The sequence below is a fragment of the Flavobacterium sp. FG68 genome (assembly GCF_057808895.1).
The window spans coordinates 22,519-38,637 of sequence record NZ_JBMDIY010000049.1 but is presented as its reverse complement, the minus strand read 5'-3'; the positions used below and the strand labels follow the sequence as shown (position 1 = coordinate 38,637).

5 protein-coding genes are annotated in these 16,119 nt (G+C 34.5%); all 5 read right to left on the bottom strand.

Features of this window, described 5'->3' with window-relative positions:
- A partial coding sequence (locus ACODSB_RS22590) for a beta strand repeat-containing protein (protein ID WP_488938680.1) occupies window positions 1–2,236 on the bottom strand: 2,236 nt, incomplete at its 3' end.
- A 647-nt stretch (window positions 2,237–2,883) separates the two neighbouring features.
- Window positions 2,884–6,726 carry a DUF8693 domain-containing protein gene (locus ACODSB_RS22585; protein ID WP_488938679.1) on the bottom strand — a complete coding sequence of 1,281 codons (3,843 nt, stop codon included), beginning with the start codon at window positions 6,724–6,726 and terminating at the stop codon, window positions 2,884–2,886.
- 161 nt (window positions 6,727–6,887) lie between these two features.
- Complete coding sequence (locus tag ACODSB_RS22580) at window positions 6,888–9,863, bottom strand: DUF8693 domain-containing protein (protein ID WP_488938678.1); 2,976 nt, start codon at window positions 9,861–9,863, stop codon at window positions 6,888–6,890.
- Window positions 9,864–10,096: 233 nt separating this feature from the next.
- Window positions 10,097–14,872, bottom strand: a complete 4,776-nt coding sequence (locus ACODSB_RS22575; RefSeq protein ID WP_488938677.1) for a DUF8693 domain-containing protein — start codon at window positions 14,870–14,872, stop codon at window positions 10,097–10,099.
- Window positions 14,873–15,279: 407 nt separating this feature from the next.
- The gene (locus ACODSB_RS22570) at window positions 15,280–15,750 is read right to left on the bottom strand and encodes a regulatory protein RecX (RefSeq protein WP_256636365.1); all 471 of its coding nucleotides are present in this window, start codon (window positions 15,748–15,750) and stop codon (window positions 15,280–15,282) included.
- Window positions 15,751–16,119: the final 369 nt, after the last annotated feature.

Genomic DNA, 16,119 nt, shown 5'->3' with positions numbered 1-16,119 from the left:
TAAAAGTGGCGAATGGTGTTCCGCTTACAACTCCCGTTGCTGTGCGGTCAGCTCCGCCATTTTCTTTATAAACAACTGTATATGGACCTGTTCCTGCTGTTGCGGTAAAAGTTAATTGACCTGCACCAGTTTCACAAAACGGACCATTTGCTGTTAAACTTCCCTGCGGTAATGGGTTGACGGTTATTGTTGCTGAATTTTGGGTGAAACCAGAACTTCTAACACAGGTATTTGCATCTGTAACCGAAACTAAAGTATAAGTTGTCGTTGCGGTAACTGGCGTTGTAAAAGTAGCAAAAGACGTTCCGCTTACTACTCCCGTTGCTGTACGGTCAGCTCCTCCGTTTTCTTTATAAACAATTGTATATGGGCCTGCTCCTGATGTCGCTGTAAAAGTTAACTGTCCTGCGCCCGTTTCACAAAACGGACCATTTGCAGTTAAGCTTCCCTGCGGTAATGGATTAACAGTTATTGTTGTTGAATTTCCTGTAAAACCTGAACTTCTAACACAGGTATTTGATCCTGTTACAGAAACTAATGTATAAGTTGTTGTTGCGGTAACTGGCGTTGTAAAAGTGTTAAACGGTGTTCCGCTTACAACTCCCGTTGCAGTTCTGTCTGCTCCTCCGTTTTCTTTATAAACAATTGTGTATGGACCAGTTCCTGCTGTTGCCGTAAATGTCAATTGTCCAGCTCCTGTTGCACAAAATGGGCCGTTTGATGTCAAACTTCCCTGCGGTAATGGATTGATAGTTATTGTTGCTGTATTTCCTGTAAAACCTGAACTTCTAACACAGGTATTTGCTCCCGTAACCGAAACTAATGTATAAGTTGTTGTTGCGATAACTGGCGTTGTAAAAGTGTTAAACGGTGTTCCGCTTACAACTCCTGTTGCAGTGCGGTCTGCTCCGCCATTTTCTTTATAAACAACTGTATATGGACCTGTTCCTGCTGTTGCGGTAAAAGTTAATTGTCCGGAACCTGTTACACAAAAAGGACCATTTGCTGATAAAGTTCCTTGTGGTAAAGGATTAACTGTTACTGTTGTCGCTATAGAATTTGCAGCTGTACAAACTCCATTTTGAACAACAGCTCTAAATTCAGTTGTTTCACTAAGCGGTCCAGAAGTATAAGTATTTGTTGTATTTGCAATATCAGTCCAAGTTGAAAATGGAGCTATAGAATATTGCCATTTTTGAATTGTACCTGTTTGTCCTGCTAAAGATAAAGCAGCACTTGTTGCTCCAGCACAAATTGTTGTTCCGCCTGAAACTGTTCCACCAGCTGAAGGAGCAAAAATTGTAACTGTTGTAACGTTTGAAGTAGATATAGCTGAAGAACAGACTCCGGATGTTAAATTAGTAACGGTAATATTACTTGTCCCAACAGTGTTTAAACCTGCTGCTGTAAATGTTCCCGTTCCGGCAGTAGTCACAGTCATTATTGCTGTAAGTCCTGTCGCACTTGGATTGCTTCGACTGTATGTCACGGTATAAGTTCCTGTTGGTAAAGACGCAGCAGATGATGTCAATGTTACAACTGAAGTAGTTCCAAGATTACTGCAAACATTTACTGCCGAAATTCCTGTAATACTATAAGTAGGGCAAGTATAGGTTACTATAACCTGACCAGATGCTCCTGATCCTCCAGGCTGAGCAGCAGCAAGAGCAGAACTCATTGAGCCACTACCTCCTCCTCCTGGGGCAGCACCGGGGTTTCCAACTGTAGTTCCAAGAACTAAGCTTGGCACAGATGCTCCTCCGGCTCCTCCTCCGGGACTTGCTCCATTTCCTCCTTTTCCGGAACTTAATAAAAGTGCGGCTAAAACATTTCCTCCAGTTCCTCCTGCTTCACCAGCAGTTTTTGTAGTACCAAAAGAGGCTGCTGTAGATCCACCAGCACCTCCGGCAGGTGCTCCACCTGCATTGTTAGCCAAACCTCCTGCTCCACCTGCAGCATATATTACTGTTTCATAACCGGTAATGGTTGAATGCCCGCCTGCAGCTCCATTATTTACTGTACCGGCTACTGTACCGGCAACTACAACATTTAAAGTATTGCTGGCTGTTACATTGATATTACTTCTGGCATAAGCGCCTCCGCCTCCTCCGCCTCCGCTTCGTCCTTCAAGTAAACCTGAGCCGCCCGCGCCGCCACCGGCACCGCCTCCGCCCCAAGCTTGCACATCCATTACCGTAACACCAGCGGGAACGACTATTGTTCCATTAGATGTCAATGTATGTGGGGGCTGTGCCCATAAGGAAAAACAAAAAAAGGAGAATAAGAGCGAGAGTTTAATTTTATTTGATAAAAAATTCTCTTGGCATTCATTGAATAAAGAAAAACAACGAATAAAAAATTGAGGTAAGATTAGAAAGATTGGTAATTTTTTTTTCATCGCACTATTTTTTAATTAACAGAAAAAGATTCACCAGTGAGAGAAAGTCTGGTTTAGTTTAATTTCTAAATACCTCAAAAAATCACATTGACTTCAAAAATGATTTTTGAAACAAAAGCAAAGAATAGTTAGCAAATGTTGCTTTTTGTGGTATTTAAATAAGCATTAAATAGTATTTGGCAGATAAAAAATAAGTTACATTTTGTTTAAGGGGTTTAAAAAATGTATATTAACGGCTTTTATGTTATATTCGTCGATTGACTGTTAAAACAAGGTACGATTTTTTTTACATCAGATTTAGACGGAAAATGTTAAATATTGTAGATTTAACACTTTTAAGTTGATAATTTAAAAATTGTGTAGGTTGTGTTAATTTACCCAACAAATTGATTAAGTGTAATTTATACTTATAAAAACTATTCAAAAAGAAAAATCCCCATACATAAATATGTTGGCGGATTATCTACATTGATAAAAATTCTAGTTTAGAAAATGATCTTTTTTGTCTTTGAAAAATCATCTTCTAAAATTACTTTCACTAACATGATTTGATGAACAATTCTTAAATTTGATATTACTAATTCAAACTCGTTTAGTTTTCTTTTTTCGAAAAGTAATTTTCCATTAATATCATAGAGCTGAACATTTTTTAGTTTTTGATTTTTCGATCTTATATTGATTATTTTATCTTTTGACGAAACCAAAATTTCATTTTTAGTATTCTGAAAATCATCAACACTTAAATTTTTATTAGTAAAATGAAGGATGAATCTATCTGTAAAAACTCCTATTTCACTATGAAAGGTGTAATCTTTTAGGGTTAGATTGGAAATACTATTCATTAGCTTGTCTTCTAAATAAATTTCCTGTTCTGACAAATTACCATCAGAATGATCTATCGCTATTGTAAAACTATCGGCGATTACCGTTTTATATCCTAAATTAATTTCATCAGAATCCTGAAAAGGTAAAGCTCGTCCCTGAATTACTAATTTTTTGCTTTCACTAATACTATAAAAGTCTACAAATTGGTTTCCATTTAAGGTTTCTGCATCATAATTTAGATCATAAGAATTTGTTGCACCTGGCAGGTATCCAATTAAAATTTGTTTAAAAGCACCATTATCATTTTGAAGATTCAGCCATAATCTATTTTTAGCTGCTTCTTTCTTAGTCTCTGTTTGTCTTTTTACAGGTTTAAAAAACTTATTATTTGTTCCGGAAATTCGCATGCTATTATTGAATTCCAAAAGTCCTAACTGATTACTTTTAACAAAAAATCCTTGACCGGAAGCTATTTTACCATCGGGAATTGTTTCATTGATACCTTTAGAAATTGCTTTTGTACCCACCCCGCCAACTAAATTATAAACGGCATAGTCATCTGATGTATATTCTAAATTTGTTATTTGTGTATTATGTGTCCAGAAATAAAGCGCGCCTTTGATTTTAAATTCGTTTTTACTCAAAAAAATATTCCCATCAATAGCTGATGGATATGGATTTCCAATTAAGTAAAACCTATTGTTTTCTTGTAAATCAACTTCAACCTTTCCATTATTTGGAACACCTGTAAAAACTCCTTCATATATAGATCGTTCAAACTGAGAAAATCCCTGAGGAGATCTTATTATATATCCTTTTCCTAAAGACATATAACTGGATGGTTCTTCAATTTTCCAGCCTGGCAATGCAGAATTGTACGACTGATATTTATCAAATAATGTGTGAGGTGAAAGATCAATTAGTTTTTGATTATTGACTGGAGAAGACCAATAGGTATAATCAAATTTTAAAACAGGATTTGTTTTTCTTTTCATCTGCAGAATTCCAGAATTTACCATATCATCATCTGATTGGTATAAACTGGCTGAATCTTCTAAAGCTAATGTTCCTAAACCTGAATATGAAAATTCAATTCCTAAAGTATTTCCACTTAAAAGTGTAACTTTTTTTCCTGCTTCAATGCTGCAGCTGCAAACATTCGATGAATTTAAAATCGGAAAATCTTCTTTAAAAAAGATTTCTTTTCCTCCAGACGGATAACCGTTTGACCATGAACGACCATCCCAAATTGTTGATTCGAGACAAAGTTTTAACCGACAAATTCTATGCTTGGAAAATCCTGAAACAGAATTAAAATTTCCTCCTATTAAAAGTCTAAAATCGGATGTAATACTTAATGCAAAAATTTTATTGTTTACTGATGCATTGAAGGTGTTATCAAAATCTCCTGTTTTTAGCAATCTTATTAATCTTAAAGAAGGGTAATTTTTATAAGTTCCTGAAAAGGTTCCGCCAACTAAAAGACGATCATCTGGCTGTACCAAAATTGCACGAATATCTCCTTTATTAAAACCTGTTCCGGAATCAAAACTGCTGTCTAAACTTCCGTTAGAATTTAGACGAAGAATTCGTTTTTGCGAACTTTTATTATACATTAAAAAAGACCCGCCAACAACTATTTTTCCGTCTGATTGTAATGCAATTGCGTAAACATTTTTATCAAAACCTTCTCCAATATTAAAACTTGTATCGATACTTCCATCTGTATTTAATCGAACCAAATGCTGATAGGACTGATCATTAAATTTTATAAATCTTCCTCCGATTAAAATCTTTCCGTCGGGCTGAATTAGAATATCGTCTATTATAGCATCTGCGCCAAGACCTGTATTAAAAGTTGGATCTTGTGAACCATTGGGCAGTAACCTTACAATCCTAATTATTGAAAGATCGCCATTGTAGCGTGTAAAGTTTCCTGCAACAATAATTTTATTATCGGACTGTAATGCCATAGCATAAATTTGGCTATTGAATCCTGAACCCATATTGAAGGAATTATCAATTGATCCGTCTTGAAAAATTCTAACAATTCTATTATAAAGCTGATCATTATATTTGGTGAAATTTCCACCCAAAATAATTTTACCGTCTGCTTGAAGAATAGCTGTTTTTATTAAGTTATTTGCTCCGGTTTGGCCAGTATTAAAATCGGGGTCAAATGATCCGTCTTCTAAAAGTCTTGCAATTCTAAAAGCAGGATTATTATTGAACTTCGTAAAGTTCCCAAGTACTATTGTTTTTTGATTTTCTAATGGAATGATTTTTAAAACAGAATTATCAAAACCAATTCCAGAGGCCAAATAACCGGTATCTTGTTCTCCTTCTAAATTTACTTTTGCCAGTCTTCCCTGATTTTGTCCATCGAAAACAGAAAATGTTCCTCCAATAAACCACGATCCTTCTGAGTCATTTGCGAGTGTCCAAACAGTAGATGCCGGCCCCGTACCCATATCAAAATCAGGTTTTATAGTTCCGTCTGAATTTAAGAAAGCCACATGATTAACAGTTACTCCATCATAGCGACCGGTAAAAGATCCGCCAGCCATGATATTTCCTTCACTATCAATTTTGATAACCTGAACAACATTATTAAAACCTGATCCAAGAAAACTGAAATCACGGGAGCCATCCGCATTAAGACGCACAATTCTATTGGCAGTAATTCCATTATATGATGTAAAACTTCCTCCTAAGAGTATCTTGCCATCGGGTTGAACTTCAATTGTATTTACATTATCATCAAAACCAGTCCCTATATTAAAATCTTTATCTATACTACCATCAGAATTTAGCCTGATTATTCCATTAGAGTCAAAATCATTAAAAGAGGTAAAATTGCCCACAACTAAAATCCTCCCATTAGACAAAACGCGAACATTTGAAATGAGTAAAGCTGAGCCTATACCTATTTTAAATGAAGTGTCTATTAAGCCGTTTGGCAGTAATCGTGCAATTCTGTTTACGGCTGTATTACCATATTTTGTAAAAGTACCAGCAATTATAATTTTCCCATCTGACTGCAAATCTATATCATGAACAATTCCTGCTCCTGAACTAGCTGCAACGACTGTGTTAAAAGATTCATCATAAGACCCATCATTGTTTAGGCGAACGAGCCTTCCCGCATTTTTTCCATTATAAGTTGAAAAATTTCCTCCAACTAATATTTTACCATCGGGCTGAACATTTGAAGAATAAATTTTACCATTAAAACTAGTTCCTGTATCAAAACTTTCGTCTATTGTTCCGTCCGGTTTTAAACGAGTTAAGTATGAAGATGGAATTCCGTGCAGACTTGTATATTCACCTCCAACAATCAGGTTATTGTCTGGCTGCAAAAAAAGAGTTCGGACAGTCGCGTTAAATCCATCTCCTTTAGATCCGTCATCGATTGTATTAAAAGTGTTATCAACTTTTCCCTGTTGGGCAATAAGAGTGTTTGTGAAAGGCAGAAAAATGAGGAACAGGATGTATTTTATCAAAGTCGTAAAATAGTAAATTAATATTTGTAAGAATTAACCGAAATTAATTTACTTTGAAAAATAATACAATACCCACTTTTGGTGATTTTTTATTTATTTTAAAAACAAAAAATCCATTCCGCAAAACGGAATGGATTTTTTTTATTAGAAGAAGTTTTTTTCTATTTAAAGATAATCTTTCTTGTTATTTCTGCTTTGTTTTCAAGGGTAACTTTTACGAGCAAAATCTGCTCAGCAGCCTGTAAATTTGAGATTGACAATTCTGTCGTTCCAACTTTCTTTTTATTGTATAAAAGTTTGCCGGTGATATCAAAAACTGAAACCTCTTTAATGTTTTCTTTTGAAGAAGTGACTTTGATTGCTTTATCTTTTACAGAAACCAAAAGTTCGTCTTTTACATTTTCGAAATCTCCGGTTCCTAATGTTTTGTTAGTATAACGAAGCGTGAAACGATCTGTAAATGTTCCTATATCGGTAGTAAATTTATAGTTTCCAGCTTTTAGGTTATAAATTGTACCTGTTTTTTTATCTTCAAGATAAATTGCCTGATCATTCAATAATCCATCCGTATGATCTATTGCAATTGTAAATTCTCCTGCAACAGCAGTTCTGTATCCAAGCGGAATTAAATCTGTATCCTCAAAAGGAAGTCCACGTCCTTGAATAGTTAGTTTTTTAGCATCATTTAAACTGTAAAAGTCTAAATTGACACTTCCGTTGAGTGTTGCTGCATCATAATTTTGATCCCAGCTGTTTGTTGCTCCTTCAATGTAACCAATTAGTACCTGCTTATACAATCCTGTAGCATTTGAGATATTAAGCCATAAACGGTTTTTTTCAAGATTGGTTTGAGCCGTTTTAAAGAACTGACTGTTATTGCCTGCAATTCGCATACTGTTTGTAAAAACAACATTATTTCCTGTACTGGCTTTGAAGAAAAATCCCTGAGCTGCTGCAATTTTCCCACTTGCAGGCGGACCATTTGAAGTTCCTGTGCTTCCTGATAAGGTATATACCGAATAATCATCCGGGTCATAGTTGTAAGTTGCATTTCCATTGGTGTTTTCGTCAGGCTGGTTACTGTGTGTCCAGAAATACAATGCTCCAACACCAGCGTCATTAATCAATCTATCGGCATCTATTGCTGATGGGTATGGGTTTCCAATTAAATTCCATTTTGTAGCGACTGGAGTAACCGTAATATTTCCATTGTTTGGAACTCCTGTAAATGAGGCCTGAAAAACAGCTGGACTTACATTACCTTGTGGTCCTCTTATGATATAACCCTGCCCTGGTGTCATTACCAAAGTTCCGTTATAACTAGTTACCCATCCACTTGATGGATTAAAGCTTTGGTATTTATCTGCCAATGTTGTTGGCGATAAATCATGAAGCGTCATTCCGGGTGTTGCCGTAACTGGTATTGACCAGTATACATAATCATAACGATTTACAGGCGTAGTGCTTCTTAAATAAGTAATGTTTCCAGTATTAACCGCATTAGTAGTTTGAACCAAACTTGCATTATTATCAAAGGTTAATGAACCGCCTGAATTAACATTTAAAGAGTTAGTAATTGTTAAAGTCCTTCCAGATGGAACTGTCATGTTAACACCACTATTTATGGTACAAGAACAAGCGGTTAAATCTGCTGAAATTGCAAACGCTCCAGTAAAAACAGCTCTTTTTGTTGCAGTTGGAGTTCCGTTAGACCAAGCTGTTCCATTCCATGTTGTCGAAGATTGATCAGTAATTGTTGCTCCTAAACTCGATGGTGACTTACAGCCTCTGGTATTATCTGTTACTCTAAATGTATAAGTATTGGCAGCTAATAAAGGAATTGTTGTACTAGTTCCTGAACCCGTATATGTAGCAGATCCCGGGCTTCTTTCTATAGTCCAAGTTCCAGTTGCTGGTAAGTTATTTAAAATAACACTTCCTAAAGCAGCGCATGAAACATCGCTTATTGTGCCAATGGTTGGTGGTGGCAGTAAATCTATGGATGTTGAAATATTATCTGTATAGGTATGTCCCGAAATATCTTCAACGACATTTAACGATGGGTCAGTTCCGGTAACTTTTGCAGAATTAACAACTCTTCCAGTAAGTACATCATTACTAGTAATCGTATAAGTTCCGGCTAATGTAGCAGTTGCTCCGGCGGCCAAACTAGCAATTGGGTTTCCTGTAATAATAATTCCCGGCATTGGATCAGTCACACGAACATCTGTAATAGGAACTTCTCCTGTGTTTTTTACATTAAAAGTATAATTAATAACATCTCCAGCTTTCCCGCATGATGGCATCGAAGCTGTTTTTATAAGACTTAATTCAGCAATTTTTAATGAATTTGTATTAAAAGCAATAAAAGCACAATCTGAACTGCCTGAAAAAGTTACTACAAAACGGTCCACCTGAGCAGCGTTTGCAGATGTTATTCCAAATTGACTGGTTTCGATTGCAAGCATTCTAATGTCTCTTGTTGATGCGGCAGCAAATCCGAGAGTTCCATCCATTTTAAATAAATCAAGACTATACGTACCAATCGCAGTTACAGCATCAAACTTTATAGATAATTCAGTTCCTACGGTATTTCCTAATGCATCGATAAATTTAAAAGTATCTGGTGTTCCTCCTGGGTCTGCAACCTGCGTTACAATTAAATCAGGAATTCCGTCACCAATACCTGAAAGATTCAGGTTATTGGTACCTACTTTAAATTCAGCTGTTCCGGCTTTTATATTAGCAACACCTGTACCAATTGAAAGTCCGCTTGATCCATCAGTTAATCTTGATGCAAGTTCAGCTCCAGTAGCAGTTGAACCGGCTAAAGCAGGAACCAAAGTAGCCGTACTTGTTGATCCGTCTATCATAGAACCTTGCAAAAAGTATGAGCTTGATGTTGAACCAAGAGATTGAATTTTTAATGCTCTAAATTTTTGTGCATTATAAACTACAGAGTGCGAATCTAGAGTCGTATTACTAACTCCTGTTGAATAAGTAGTTCCATTCCATGAGAATGCCAATAGGTTGTTTTCTCTGTCTGGACGATTACCAACTCCAGTAGTAGAATTTGAAGTCCAGTATCCGTTCCAATCAGTGTGGATTCTTGAAACAGCTGTTAGCTGCGCTGACATTTTTAAAGAAACCAATAAAAATATAAACAGTATCTTTTTAAATAAAGAACGGGTAAACAAAAGTAATTTTTGGGGCATACAATTTGTGTTTGGTTTGATTCGGTTATTAATAATGATTTAATTCTTAAAAAAATTTAAACTTATTTTTACTTTACTCTTTTTATTTAGTACGTTCATTACATGGAAAAATCCGGCAGCTTTCACTGTCGGATTTTTTTTATATTTTATTTTAATTATTTGAAAATGATTTTCCTTGTTGTTGCAGAGTCATTTTCAAGAATAACTTTTACTAATAAAACCTGATCGGCAGACTGCAGATTCGAAATCGATAATTCTGTCGTTCCTATTTTATTTTTACTATATAAAAGCTTTCCTGTAATATCATATATATTTACTTCTTTAATGTTTTCTTTTGAAGAAGTGACTTTGATTGCTTTATCTTTTACAGAAACCAAAAGTCCGTCTTTTACATTTTCAAAATCGCCTGTACCTAATGTTTTATTCGTATAACGAAGTACAAAACGATCTGTAAATGTTCCTATCTCAGTAGTAAATTTATAGTTACCGGCTTTTAAATCCTGGATTGTATTAGTTACTTTATCTTCAAGATATACTTTTTGATCTTCAAACAAACCGTCAACATGATCTATAGATATAGTAAACTCACCTGCAATTGCTGATTTATATCCCAAAGGAATTACATCAGTATCTTCAAAAGGTGTTGCACGACCCTGAATCGTTAATTTTTTTGCATCATTAATACTGTAAAAATCTGTATATGTATTTCCGTTAAGTGTTGCTGCATCATAATTTTGGTCCCAGCTGTTTGTTGCTCCGTCAAGGTAACCAATCAATGCTTGTTTAAAAGCTCCTTCTGCATTAGTAAAGTTCAGCCATACGCGGTTTGATTCAACTGCAGCTTTTTCTGAAGTTTTGAAGAATTGGGTATTATTACCAGCAATTCTCATACTATTTGTAAATACAATATTATTACCTGTACTAGCTTTAAAGAAAAATCCCTGTCCTGCAGCAATGTATCCCGAAGGGGCAGCTGCACCGCCTGTTGTTACAACACTTCCGGTTAAACTATATACGGCATAATCTGAAGTAGTATAATTGTATTTTGCATCTCCAGCCACGGCTCCGCTTGGAGGTGAATTATGTGTCCAAAAATATAAAGCTCCAGTTCCTGCGTCATTGATTAAACTATTTGCACTTATCGCTGACGGATAAGGATTCCCAATCAGGTTCCATTTAGTTGCTGTTGGCGTAACCGTAATATTTCCATTATTCGGCACACCTTTAAAAGAAGCTAAATAAACTGCAGTACTGTTTATATCATATTCCTGTGGAGATCTTACAATATATCCTTGTCCCGGAGTCATTACTAAAGTTCCATTATAATTTATTGTCCATCCAGTAGTTGGATTATAACTGTAATATTTATCTGCCAGTGTTGTTGGTGACAAATCATGCAACGTTAGTCCCGGAGTTGCTGTTATCGGTGACGACCAATAAGTAAAATCATAACGACGAATAGGGGCAGTAGCTCTTTGCAATTCAAACGAATTTGCTGCTCCCTGATATGCATTTGCATCTGTGCTTTTTTGCAATAATGACCCTCCGTTTTTGATTAAAAGTTTTCCGCCAGCACCAACAGTTGTAGTTTCTTGTACTGTTAACGTTCTATTTGTTGGAACCGTCAATGTAACACCCGGGTTAATTGTACAAGAACAAACTTCAAGATCTGAATTTAACGTTGTATTAGCCGAAATTGTTATTGCAGAACCGCTTGCCGGAGCTGATGAACCATCGTAGATTGTTGGTATAGCAACCAGATTTAAAGCCATTTTTGCATCTCCAGCATCTTCTCTTAATCGAACTTCTATTTTTGAATTTTTATTTAAACTATAAATTTGACCCGTTTTAACTAAAACAGGAGCTCCAATATTTTGTCCTGCTGTATATTCTAACACTTCATTTACATAAATTCTCATATCATCATCGCAGTTTACAACCTGAAGCTGATAATTTCCACAAGGAAAACCTTGACGTTTGTAAGTTACGGTAAAGTTGTCAACCGGGATTGGTGCTCCTTGCCATGAAGTTGCTGAAGACGGAGATTTATCAGCTGCCCATGAAGTTGTTGTGTTAATATTTAAATTCGAATCAACATATGTTCCTGCATAAGCAGTTTGAGTTAAATCAAAATTGTTTTTTGTAAAACCGTAAACATTCCAAACATTATTTCCGTATGGCAAATTAACGTTATCTCCTTTAATTAAACCGTATGAAAAAGTAGTACGTGAAGAACCTACATTTTCATAATATTCTAAGATAAATTCATGAGATCCTGCAGATAATGTATATAAGGTCGCATCCAGAATAAAGCTATGGTCATTCCATCTGCTTAAAACCAAATTACCATCAATGTATAATTTTATACCATCATCACTTCCAATTGAAAAATTATAAGTTCCTGCTGCAGTCGTTGTTCTCATTTTGTAACGAACAAAAAAGTTATCTGCAGGAGCGGTTCCGCATATATTTGTTGTAACTCCTCTTACTGTACTTGCTCCAATATTACGATCAAAAATCGCTGGTTCAGTTACATTACCAATAAAAACGTTTGTTGCTGTTGCCGCCGCTGCATTATAGGCAGGGTTTGGAGCAGCATTTGTCCATTTATAAACATAACCTATCCAAGAGTCTACTCCAAATGTTGTCTGATCTCCTTGTCCACAAATAATAATTTCGTCAGCTCCCATATCTGGTGCTGTTGTACTTCTTGTTTCGTTGTCAATATCTGTTGTAAAACCAGTTATTGGAGTTCCTTTAGCATGAATTCCAGAGTTTGTTGTATTTTGAGCTAAGTGAAAATCTGTTGTTGAAATAAATTTAGGTTCAACTATAATAGAACTTTGTTCTTTTGCAGCAGCAACTGCTTTCCAGGCGGCAAGAGTTGTATAGGTTCCTGATGATAATTTATTTGATAAGACACCTGTACTCGCTAAGTAATAATTATTATTATTAAATTCTGTTATAGCAGTATGATCTGTACTGGAATTTATTAAATACTGATTTCCTGTCGTTTGCGAATTATAGAAAATATTATTTTTAATTCCGATACTACTTCCGGCAGCAATTGTTAAACAAGCCGAATTTGTTACTGCAGAAGCTGAGTTCATCACCAATGTATTGTAATAAATTTTACCTCCAGAACCTGAGTTATAATTAATACTAGATGATGCTTTTTTAGAGTAAACATTACTAATTATGTTATTATATACTGTATTCGTGTTATTGTTAATATACAATCCATTTGCTTTTTCATCTACAGAGCTAATAGCACTTATTGTATTTCCATAAACAACATGACTTGTCCCTGCATTTAAAGCTATACCGTTTACATCTTTAGAAGCTGATACACCGCTAATTGCATTTCCATAAATAGTATTTGTTCCTCCGTTTATAGAAATACCACTTGTATCAACACCATTTGCGATTGTTGTTATTGTGTTACTGTAAATAGTATTTGTTCCTTTGTCAATATAGATTCCGGCACAATAACCATTTGAGACACTATTATTTACATCATTGATAGTATTGCTAAAAATTTGACCATTACTTGTTCCTAAGATAATTATCCCCGAATGCATTGGGCTGTATCCCGTAGTGTTTTTTTGAACCCCATTTATTGTATTGCCTGAAATCTCATAATCTTTAGCATTATTTAGATAAACACCTAAAAATGGTTTATCAGCTACAGTTGTTCCTCCAATTATATTGTTTTGAATTTTCCAGCTAGTTGAAAGATTTGTTGCATTTCCGGCTACATAAACAGCTTGGCCAACTTTTGTAAAAGTTACATTTTGAATTAAATTATTTGAGTTTGCAGACTCTGCATCACTTCCAACAGAACTCGTTCCTCCTCCAAAAACTCCAATAGACAAATCATCATCTCTATAGTTTTGTCTTAAAATCAAGTTTTTAATCTCGTTATTTAATGCTCCGTTTGTTCCATTTTCACTCGCAATCCATATTACACTTTTCTTTGGGTTTAATGGATTGTTATTGTAGATAGTTAAGTTTTTAGATGTTGTTGCATTATTACTTCCATCAAAAACAACATTATCCACTCCATTTAATTTAAAAACTGTTGGATTAGATGTTGATGTTGGCAAATTTGTAGCTTCAATTGAAACTGTTTTTCCTGTATTTGGCTTAAAAGTAACTTTGTATTGTGTATTGTTGAAATAAGGGTTTATGTTTAATGGAAAAACTTCATTTGTTGCTCTGGTATACGCTGTATTGTCAAGTAAAAATGTTACCGCTGCAGAAACACCAACGTTGTTAAGAGTATTTACCGCAGATGTTAAAGTATTAAAATCTGCAGTTGCAACGCTTCCAATGGTATACGGTCCAGCTAAGGGTCCCATTAATTTACCTGTAAACTTTAACGTATTTGGTAAAATCTTCCATTTAATATTATTATAATCATTCCCTTTTGTGTAAAGGCGAATAATTAATTTTTGATTTGAATTTAAAGATTCATTGATTTTAATACTCTTTGAAGGATTTCCTGAAATTGATTCTTCTGCAACTAAATTGCTGGCAGTATTGAAAAATTCATCTGTTCCAGGAACAGTTCCGTTTTGAGAAACATAATATTTTGCAATATAAGTAGATGGGCCAGGTGTCCCTCCATTTGGAATACTAGCCTGTTGAAAAACTAAATTTGAAATCCAGATAACATTGTTTGTTGTAGGTGTAATCGAAACTTCAATGTATCGATAGTGTACGAAACCAGAATTATTCCATCCGGTAACTAATGCCCCTGTGCTTCCATATGCTATAGGGTTTTGATCTGATGTAAAAGTACCAGACTGCACATAACTTTGTTTGGTTGTAATATTGCCATCTGATGTTAAAGCCCATGAAGCTAAATCAACAGTTTGTGCAAATCCAAAAAAGGGTAAAAACAAAAATAAAAGTAGAGTTCTCATCATGTTAAATGTTTTCTATCAGATTGTTATGCTGGCATAATACATTACACCCGCGCAAATATAGATACATCTACGTGTTAGATTTTCTAGTGGTTTTTAGAATAGGCATATAATCGATAAACTGATAGAATAATCGATGAAATGCACGGCGAAAATGATGATTTTATGGAATTTCTTATAAAACAAGTAAATTAAAAATAAGAAAAATCCTTAGTAATAAGCGTTTTAGCTTTGTTTTTTTGGGATAATAATCGAAAAAACGTCTGGTTTTGTAAAAAATCCTCAAAAAAGCAATATTTTACAACTTTGCGTTATTTTTTATTCCGTAAGGAATTTAAGATATTTTCAAATAAAAATTTAATATTTAAAGTGAGGCAAAAAATGCAATTCTAAATATCTTTTTTTGATGTTTATTCTTGCTCTAATTCTTTAACTTTTTCATAAACAAGATTACTTTCATAACCTCTTCGAAGAAGATAGTCACAAAATTTTTTGCGCTTTTTTAAATTATTTTTTTCCTGAATACTATTCCAGCATCTTTCAGATAAATTTTCAAAAGTTTCAAAATATTCTTCATTTGAAATTTCTTTAAGAGCGAGATTTATATTTGTTGAAGAAATATTTCGCAATTTAAGCTCATTCGTAATCCTGATTTTTCCCCAATTTTTGATTCTGTGTTTACCTCTTGCGAAGCTACAGGCAAAACGTGTTTCATTCAAAAAATTATTTTCAATTAACTGAACAACAATAGAATCAATTTCATCAGAAGTCATTTTTAAGCTATAAAGTTTCGAAACAACTTCGTCATGACAGCGTTCCTGATAGGCACAAAATCGTTCTAATTTCTGTAATGCTTCTTTTGGAGTAAAAATTACATTCATGAGTATTTTCTTTCTTTTTAACTATAAGTGGTAAAAATAACCATTTAAATGTTAAATTATGATGTGTTTATTGCCTTTTTGACAAAACTATTTTTTCAAAACCTTGTTTATGTTGAGAATTATAATATTTTTGTGGGTAAATTCTGTTTGTTAAATTGCCCTGTTTATTAAACAGTTATTAATAAGAATTTAAGTTCAAAATTAGTCTTTTCGTTTATAACGAAACTTGAAATTTTTTATTTGAATTTAAGCCAAAAACAAATTTAATACCACGCCTACTATGATTCGAAAACTACTTTTGTTCGTTCGTTCTTTATTTTTATTATTCCCTAATTCTTCTAAAGAAAAGTCTTTCACTCTTAGTTTAAG